Genomic DNA, 8,647 nt, shown 5'->3' on the forward strand with positions numbered 1-8,647 from the left:
AATTAAAACTGTTTTAGAGTATCAAGTACTGATTGATCGAAAGCTTTAACAAATTGATAAACCATTTCTTTAGCCGCTTCATAGTCGTCCATTCTGAATAAGGATTGGTGGGTATGAATATATCTGGCAGGTACACCAATCACTGCACTTGGAATGCCTTCATTCATCTGATGAGCCGCCACTGCATCTGTCCCGCCTTTAGACACAAAGTACTGATAAGGAATATTGTTGCTTTCTGCTGTATCTAGAATAAACTCTTTCATTTCTTTTGATAGAATCATTCCTGGATCTTGAATGCGTAGTAAAAAGCCATCTCCTAATCTTCCAAAGGCTTCTTTGTCGCCATTCAAATCGTTGGCTGGCGAACAATCAACTGCCACAAAGGCATCTGGACGAAATTTCACTACTGCTCCTTTTGTCCCTCTTAAACCGACTTCTTCTTGAACATTGGCTCCCGCAATCAAGGTGTTTGGAAGTGTCTCATTTTGAAGTTTTTTTAACAGTTCGAGCACTAAAGTTACACCATATCGGTTATCCCAAGCTTTTCCTAAAAATGTCTTTCCATTTGCCATTTCAATCGTTTCGACATCCGGTACAATTGGATCTCCTGGTCTGACTCCAAACGATTCAGCTTCTTCTTTGGATTCAAAACCACCGTCAAATAAAATACTATCAATCGATACACCAGATGATTCTTTGCCTTTTAATAAGTGAGGAGGAATCGATGACGATACAACTGGGTAATGCCCTTTAGCCGTTTGAATAACAAAGCGCTGTGCAGATACGACATAAGGATTCCATCCGCCCAAAGGCAATACCTTAAATAACCCTTTGGATGTGATAGAAGAGACCATAAATCCGACCTCATCCATATGAGCAGCTACCATTAATTTAGGTGCATCTTGTTTTTCTGACTGTTTAATCCCGAAAATACCACCCAGTCCATCTAATTGAATATCATCCACATAAGGAGTCATGTGCTCACGCATAAAGTCTCTGACCTCGTGCTCAAATCCGCTGACCCCTTTTAATTCAGTTGTTTGTTTAATTAAGTCTCTCGTTTCATTCGTCATCATATTCTGTTGGCTTTGCCAACCTGTCCCCCTCTTTACAGTAGTGTTTCACCTATTCTTAATTATTATACACAAAATCACTCACAAGTTTAAGCTAGTCAACCGTTATTCTTACACTCTTTGTTTGAGTGTGTTAAAATAGGGTTTAGAAAAACTTACTAGTGTCTGACATTAGAATAGGAGGAGTTCCATTGTTTAATACTAAAAAAATGACTCAAAAAAGTTATAGCGGTGAAGATTGGGCTTATTTATCAGGAGCAGCAGTACTGGCTTTCATACTCGGTATGCTGACATTTTCTTTTTATAAAAAGAAAAAAACCTTAAATGCAGATGGTATTTTGAAGTCCATAAAAAAAGAATTTCTAAAAGAGGGACCCATCGATGGGTCGTGGATTGAATTAACAAAAGTACCTTGGAAAAAATTTACTTATGAAACAGACGTTTATTACGGTGGAGTTTCTCGTTACGAAGAAAACTCATTGGTACAGTACGAGTTTATCGCTGATGCTTACACTGGCAGTATCATTGATTTATATAGAGTCTAACTCTTTCATTATTAGTCTTTACACAAAAAAATACGAACGAGCATCTTATCTTTCAGATAAATGATGCTCGTTCGTTTTTAGTTTATGCTTTGAACTGAATAACCGCTTTGTATATGCGGTTTCCTTTTTGAGAAAACTTCTCTTCATATTCTGTCATGACGTTATCTTCTACATCACTGTTGTGAAGATCCAAATACACATGTGTTAACGATGCTGGGTAATGAGAAAAACTCGTTAAAGAGTATTCAAATAAGCCTTGATTGTCCGTTTTAAAATGCAATTCCCCTTTATCGTGAAGAATCGCTTTGTAAACTGACAAGAATGATTTATATGTTAACCGTCGTTTCTCATGACGGTTCTTTGGCCAAGGATCTGAAAAAGTTAAATGAATGCGATCAACTTCGCCTGGGGCAAAATAGTTTGTTAAATCTTTAGCGTCTACTTGCATAAATTGAACATTAGGTAATTCTTCTTCAATTTGTTTTTCTAAGGCAGACACAATCACACTTGTTTGCAATTCTATTCCAATAAAATTAATCGCTGGAAATTGTTTAGCCATATTAATAATAAATTGGCCTTTTCCACAGCCTATCTCAATGTGAATAGGCTTGTCGTTTCCAAATCTTTCTGCCCAACGTCCTTTCCACTCTTCCGGGGATGGGACCACAAAGTGTGGGTAGGCTTCTAGTTTCTCTTTTGCATAGGGTTTATGCCGTAATCTCATTTGCTTGCTCCTTTTTTTATATCTTAGTCAGTAAAAAAGGAACAGATGAGTTAACCTGTTCCTACTTTCAGTGTAGTCATTCTAATCATGTTGAATTAAATTAAGGAAATAGTGCTAATACATGATTTAACTTCAATAAATTTTGATTCATATCAATGAACTGTCTCTTCCCGTGGTTACTCTTAATATCTAAAATTAAATGAACGGTAACATACCAGTATAGTGTTTCCTGTGACGCTGAGGGATCATAATAAGCAAAGCGCTCCAACCAGTCGTTCCAGTCGATAGGTTTAATATAGCGAACGAGCAACTGTGCAATATCATATAGCGGATCTGATAATATAACTGAATCCCAGTCTACTAAAAATAATTCCTGATCTTCTGACAGTAATAAGTTCTTATGCGAAATATCTCCGTGGCAAACCACGCTATCTTCTTGACTTTGAGGTTCAGGCAGATTGTTCTTTAACCAAGCCATTGCCTGTTTGATTAGGGGGTGGGACATTAAATCAGGAGCCAGTTTATACACACAGTCATAGTAAAAATCAGACGGCTTATATACTTTACCACCCAGTCGATGCAGCATTCTTTTCAAGCTCTTTGATCCGTGTACTTTTTGAATAATATCAGAAACGTTTATTGCATCCATTTCTTCACGATGCAAGGTCCTGCCACTACACCACTCTTGAGCAGTCAGAACGTCTCCGTTGCCTATTCTTTTTGTCCAGACCAGCTTAGGGGAAATGCCTTCTAACGACAAGGCAGCCAAAAAAGGTGAAGAGTTACGCTTAAGAAATAAAACTTCTTCATTTTTTGTACCCATATATGCCGTCCCGGTGTCTCCGCCAATAGGATGTAATTGCCACCCCGTTTCTCTTTCAAGTTCCATAATGTCTCAATCCTTTTTTATACTTGCGTTAACTACCTACAGACAACGATGTATCTTCTATTTTAGGAATAAAATACACTTCCGTCAAGCGCATAGGTGTTCTTTTTATTTTGAAAGCAAAGAAAAAGTCACACTCTTTCTATCCTTCCCTATCTCCTTAAGCTTTCTTCCTGAGTCGCTTGGGTACATATACATAAATAAATCCCAAAATAAACACTAGATTAATCAACACTAATACAGTTGCTTCTACGACTCCGCTATTTAGTGCTAGTAGGAAGAACACTAGTCCAGCAGCTAATAGTAAGTAAAGCAACAACTGTTGAATGGCACGCTCTCTAAGTTTATTGGATAAAGGGTATAATCTAAAGGTAATGGATTGCTGAATCATCTGATTTAAAGGCAGTAGTTGAAAGCCAATGAGATAAAGGAACAGTATACTGATTAATAGATTGATTATCAAGCTGTCTGTAAAGACTATCACGATACCACCTATAACTGTTAACCTTAAATATAACCCACTAAATGACGTATTTCTTATAAACACTCTAGCCAAATAAAAGATCGTTGGAGAAGCATCTGTAAATCGCGAGGAGAATAGTCCATCCAGCCATTTGAAACGTCTCACTTTATTAGAATGATAAGGTGTTTCTACGAACAAATTAAGCAACCTATAAAGACTGTTCACACGTTTTGATTCAGATTCAATTAAATATTCAAAGTCCCATCGAGTTGTTTTTTCATAGTAGAAACTGAACCAAATGAGTCCTAAGACAGTTGCTACTGACAGCACAAAGCCAACGACGATGGATAAAAACAAACTGATAATAAGCCCCATACTCGCAAGAAAGATAAATGATTGTCTAAGCACAACATAATCTTTCTGTTTACCTTCATTGTATAAGGACATTAACTGACTCGCCTTCCAGCAAACTAATGTCACCACCCACATCACAGCTTCTGCTTGAGTAATAGCTAGCGTAACTGTAAGCAGTGGCAGAGACATAAAACCCACTAACATCATGAATATGGAAAAAAAACTAACCGAAAAGACTAGATTCCCTTTCATAACCGCTTCAAGTTCTTCTTCCAATGGCAGTAAAAACACACTATCTGCTGGCTCTATTAGCGTTCGTACCCTTCCTATGGTTAATACCCCTATAAGAATCACTAACAAAACAAGCCTAGGTAGTACAGCACCCAAATTGACCGTCTCAACGTATTCAGAATAAGTAAAGCCTAAAGCACCAAAAAGGAGAAGCAAAGCTAAGACAAAGTGGTCATTCAAGACATACTTCAAGTATTTGCCCAGTTTTTTATAGTAAACTTGACGTCTTCTTTTAAATAAATGATCTGTTGTCATTGCGTGAACCCTTCCCTATCTGCTAGGCGAGTATACATGTCATCCAGACTAGCACCAGGCGAGTTAAAGTGAAGACGCAATTCTTCCAGTGTCCCTTGTGCATAGATTATTCCTTGATCTATAATAATAAATCGATCACAAATGCGTTCAGCATTGGCTAAAACGTGTGTAGACATCAAGATGGAAGCGCCTTGAGTTTTCTTTTCTACTATTAAGTTAATGAGGTCTCTAATGGCTAGTGGATCTAAACCTAAAAAAGGCTCATCAATAATATAAAGGGAGGGATCGATAATAAATGCACACACGATCATGACTTTTTGCTTCATCCCTTTAGAAAAATCACTCGGAAACCATTCCAGACGCCCATCCAGTCGAAACATCGATAACAAGGGTTCTGCTCGTTTCATCGCCTCGTCTTTTCCCACACCAAAAGCCATACCAGTAATCTCTATGTGTTCTCTTAGAGTTAATTCATCATAAAGTAAGGGTGTTTCGGGAATAAACCCTATTTTTCTTCTATACTCTTCGGGTGCTTCGTTCAAGCTCTTTCCGTCCAACTTAATCTCCCCAGCAAAAGGTTCCATTAAGCCCATAATATGGCGGATAGTTGTGCTTTTCCCTGCCCCGTTCAATCCAATTAAACCAATCAATTCACCATCGTTAATAGTGAAAGAGATATCCTTTAACACAGGAATTCGACTGTATCCACCAGTTACATTATTTACTGTTAAACTCATATATCGACTAACCTCCATAAACTATGTAGGTTTATTTTACCACAGCTGAACACCTTTAAAACAGCTCCTGTGCTTCTTTTTATTATTTCCACATAATCTATGATAAACTGTGACTATATAGCGAAAAAGAGAGAGGGATAGTATGAGCGACTGTATTTTTTGTAAAATTATAGATGGGGAGATTCCTGGTCGAAAAATATATGAAGATGAGGATGTCTTCGCTTTTTTAGATATTTCTCAAGTCACAAAAGGACACACCTTAGTTATTTCAAAAGAACACGTAAGGAACATATTCGATTATTCTGACGAGTTAGCTGCTACAGTATTCTCTAAAATACCCAAAATTGCCAGAGCAGTAAAAACGTTTGATCCAGAAGTTAAAGGGCTAAATCTGCTGATGAATAATGAGCCTATCGCTTCTCAAAGTGTCTTTCATGGACATGTACACTTACTGCCCCGTTATTCAGAACATAACGACGGCTTTGGCTTGAAATGGGAAGAGCACAGCAGTGACTATTCAGACCAAGAGCTTGATGATATTCAGCAAGCCGTGATTAAAGCATTAGACAATTAAAAGGAGGAAGACACATGAATCATTTTTTACTAGGTAGTCTGTCTGGAGTTGTTTTGGGAGGCATTTACGGCCTTGTTAAAACACCACGTCCAGGGAAAGAAAATCAACAAATGGCGAAAGATTACGTCGATGATGCAAATAAAAATGTTCAAGATGTAACCGAAAAAGTGAATCACCTTAAAGAATCAATCAGTCAGTTGACCGATGAAGTCAAATTTGTTCAAAAAGAATTTGTTCCCGACGTTCAGGCAACCGTCACTGATTTTCAACATCAAACGCAACCTCGTTTAAGACGTATTCAAGAACAAACTGAAAAGATCCAATCAGAAGTAGAAAAAGCAACGACTAACCTGTCCAATCCAACCAGTTAGTTGGTAAACAGTGGCATATAAAAAAGAGGCTGGGACAAAAAAGTCCTAACCTCTTTTTTCTTTACTCTTTTTTCTTTTACTCGTCGTCTTGTGATGTATCTGTATCTTCTTCAGTTTCTGTGTCAGCATCAGTGTCTGTTTCGTCTGTTGCATCTTCTTCTACTGGTTCTTCACCAGGCTCTTCTGTCGGTAGTTCAGGAGTAGCCATGAATTGCTGCATAGCGCCACTCAATTCTTCATCAGTGATTTGAACGTTAGCATTACGTACTAATTCGCCAACGGCTTCTTGTACCACTTGTGGATCATTCAGGTAAGATTCAATAAGCATGTCTTCAATGTTTTCACGCTCTTCTTCAAATGTACCTTTTTCACCGTTGTCTACCAATTTAATGATGTGGTAGCCGTATTCTGTTGCAACGGGCTCTTGAGTAACTTCGCCCTCTTCTAGTTGGTTAGCTGCTTCTTCAAACTCAGGAACGAAACGTCCTTGTTCAAGAGGTAACTCTCCATTAGCAGGAACTGTACCGTGATCGATAGAATGTTCAGATACAAGCTCTCCAAATTCAGCGCCATCGTTTACTTGGCTAATAATATCTTGTGCTAATTCTTCTTCTTCAACTAAAATATGAGCTACTGTAGGAAGCACTTCATATTCGTCATAAGCTGCTTGAATATCTTCTTCAGTGATTTCAACATGGTTTTCTACCGCGCGTCTCACGTGAAGAGTCATTCTCAAACTGTCTTTCACTTCATCTGCACTTAAACCTTGGTTTTCAATTGTATTCTCGAATTCCTCTACGCCACCAAATTGTTCAGCTTCTGCAGTATAAAGTTCATCTATTTCTTCTTCTGTTACTTCGTCATCGTAAGCTTCTGCTAAAATGTCTTCTAACAGAATTTGTTGAAGCATTTGTTCACCAAACGTCATACCGCTTTGAGTGACTTCATTTTTCATTCTTTCGTATAGCTCGTCTTCACGAACTCTACCCGCTTCTGTAGAAGCTACCTCGGGGCTTTGCCCACAACTTGCTAAAAATAAACCTGATGCAGCTACTGCACCTAATAACCATTTTTCCATTCTACTTATTACACATCCTATGTTATATTTTCCACATACTCATTAGTTGTTAGACTAACTGTACCTCAATTAATATAACACAGGTCACTAAAAATTGAAAACCCTTATCAAAAATAATGGTAACATTTCATAAACAATTCGTTAAATAGTCAAGATTCGTGATGGTCAATAGGCGGTTCCATTGTTTTTTTATAAAAGGAGCGATTGCCCATAGCCCAGATCCGTTCGCTAAATTCGCCCGGTTCAGTTTTTCTTAATGCCCCTTGCATCATATTCATTTTTGCATCAATTTGATCAATATAATGAATCATTTCAGCTTCAGGAATTTGCGGCCGTACCGGAGAACCGTACTCTAATTCCCCATGGTGTGCCAAAACTAAATGCTTCAACATTAATACATCTTCATGGTTTTCGTCTATTTTAAGTTCTTGACAGGCTTTCGTTATTTCATTATTAATTAAAACAATGTGACCTATCAACTTGCCTTCCAACGTATACTCAGTGGCCGTCGGTCCAGTCAGTTCGATGACTTTACCTACATCATGTAAAATGATGCCTGCATATAATAATGACGCATTCAAATCTTCATAAATGGTTACAAGAGACTGAGCAATTTTCAACATACATACCGTATGATAGGCTAATCCTCCTAAAAAGGCGTGGTGATTCTTTTTAGCTGCTGGACTTTGGAAAAAATCCCGTTGATACTTTTTCATAATGTGACGGACAATCCGATTTAAATTGGCATTCGTTATATCAAACATCGCTTTATTAAAGGCTTCAATCATTTTTTCTTTTTGTATGGGTGCTCGTTCCACATATAAATCGGGATTCGACGGTTCATCTTCTTTTGCTACCCTTATTGAACCAATTCTCAACTGGGGGTTGCCATTATATTCTTCTCTTTTCCCTTCAACTTTAACGACTATCCCTGCTCTGTATTGCTCCACTTCCTCAGGCGTCACGTCCCAGTAATTGGCGTTGATTTCGCCACTTGTGTCTTGAAACGTAAAAGCTAAATAAGGCTTATTTGTGCGGGTTACTTTTTCAGCTGCCGCTTTAATAAGCAGAAAAATATTGACCTGCTCATCTTTTTGGTAGTCATACAGTTTTTTCATCACTCAACACGTCTCCTCTAAAATCATATTGGGTTTAGTGAACCTCCCATCACTAAAGTGACGGGCTTCTTGGGTCGTAGTCACTTTTACTAGCTGACTAAATATACCAAGCTCAAAGGGGTGAACCCTCCCCGTTGTTTTTTACCTTACTAAATTGAGTAAGTTCTTACTGGCATTA

The 8,647-nt window shown here is 38.0% G+C and carries 10 protein-coding genes; 3 read left to right on the top strand and 7 right to left on the bottom strand.

From position 1 onward, the window contains the following. Positions 1–2: 2 nt before the first annotated feature. Positions 3–1,073, bottom strand: a complete 1,071-nt coding sequence (gene pepA / locus C3945_RS01025) for a glutamyl aminopeptidase (RefSeq protein WP_161877812.1) — start codon at positions 1,071–1,073, stop codon at positions 3–5. Positions 1,074–1,264: 191 nt separating this feature from the next. Between pepA and C3945_RS01030 the strand changes: the two genes are divergently transcribed. Continuing rightward, positions 1,265–1,618 carry a hypothetical protein gene (locus tag C3945_RS01030; RefSeq protein ID WP_237585434.1) on the top strand — a complete coding sequence of 118 codons (354 nt, stop codon included), beginning with the start codon at positions 1,265–1,267 and terminating at the stop codon, positions 1,616–1,618. A gap of 82 nt (positions 1,619–1,700) precedes the next feature. Here C3945_RS01030 and trmB read toward each other — a convergent pair whose 3' ends face one another. The 4 genes from trmB to C3945_RS01050 all read right to left on the bottom strand — a co-directional run bounded on the left by trmB (position 1,701) and on the right by C3945_RS01050 (position 5,328). Further along, positions 1,701–2,342: a tRNA (guanosine(46)-N7)-methyltransferase TrmB gene (gene trmB, locus C3945_RS01035; RefSeq protein ID WP_161877813.1), complete on the bottom strand. Its 642-nt coding sequence runs from the start codon at positions 2,340–2,342 to the stop codon at positions 1,701–1,703. Between the two features lie 100 nt (positions 2,343–2,442). Continuing rightward, entirely contained in the window at positions 2,443–3,231 is a 789-nt protein-coding gene (locus C3945_RS01040) for a phosphotransferase family protein (RefSeq protein ID WP_161877814.1), read from the bottom strand. A 157-nt stretch (positions 3,232–3,388) separates the two neighbouring features. Then, complete coding sequence (locus tag C3945_RS01045) at positions 3,389–4,591, bottom strand: ABC transporter permease (protein WP_161877815.1); 1,203 nt, start codon at positions 4,589–4,591, stop codon at positions 3,389–3,391. Then, positions 4,588–5,328 (bottom strand): ABC transporter ATP-binding protein, encoded by a 741-nt coding sequence (locus C3945_RS01050; RefSeq protein WP_161877816.1) that lies wholly within the window; start codon positions 5,326–5,328, stop codon positions 4,588–4,590. The genes C3945_RS01045 and C3945_RS01050 overlap by 4 nt, the downstream gene beginning before the upstream one ends. A 142-nt stretch (positions 5,329–5,470) precedes the next feature. On the opposite strand from C3945_RS01050, the gene C3945_RS01055 reads away from it, so the two are divergent. Both C3945_RS01055 and C3945_RS01060 read left to right on the top strand, forming a co-directional pair. Further along, positions 5,471–5,902 (top strand): HIT family protein, encoded by a 432-nt coding sequence (locus tag C3945_RS01055; RefSeq protein WP_161877817.1) that lies wholly within the window; start codon positions 5,471–5,473, stop codon positions 5,900–5,902. A 14-nt stretch (positions 5,903–5,916) separates the two neighbouring features. Further along, entirely contained in the window at positions 5,917–6,273 is a 357-nt protein-coding gene (locus C3945_RS01060) for a YtxH domain-containing protein (protein ID WP_161877818.1), read from the top strand. Positions 6,274–6,349: 76 nt separating this feature from the next. Here the strand turns inward: C3945_RS01060 and C3945_RS01065 are convergent, their stop codons facing one another. Then, complete coding sequence (locus C3945_RS01065; protein ID WP_161877819.1) at positions 6,350–7,351, bottom strand: peptidylprolyl isomerase; 1,002 nt, start codon at positions 7,349–7,351, stop codon at positions 6,350–6,352. A 149-nt stretch (positions 7,352–7,500) separates the two neighbouring features. Next, positions 7,501–8,469 (bottom strand): 3'-5' exoribonuclease YhaM family protein, encoded by a 969-nt coding sequence (locus C3945_RS01070; protein ID WP_161877837.1) that lies wholly within the window; start codon positions 8,467–8,469, stop codon positions 7,501–7,503. Positions 8,470–8,647: the final 178 nt, after the last annotated feature.

This window comes from Alkalibacterium sp. MB6, from assembly GCF_009935905.1.
In the GTDB taxonomy this organism is placed as follows: domain Bacteria; phylum Bacillota; class Bacilli; order Lactobacillales; family Carnobacteriaceae_A; genus Alkalibacterium.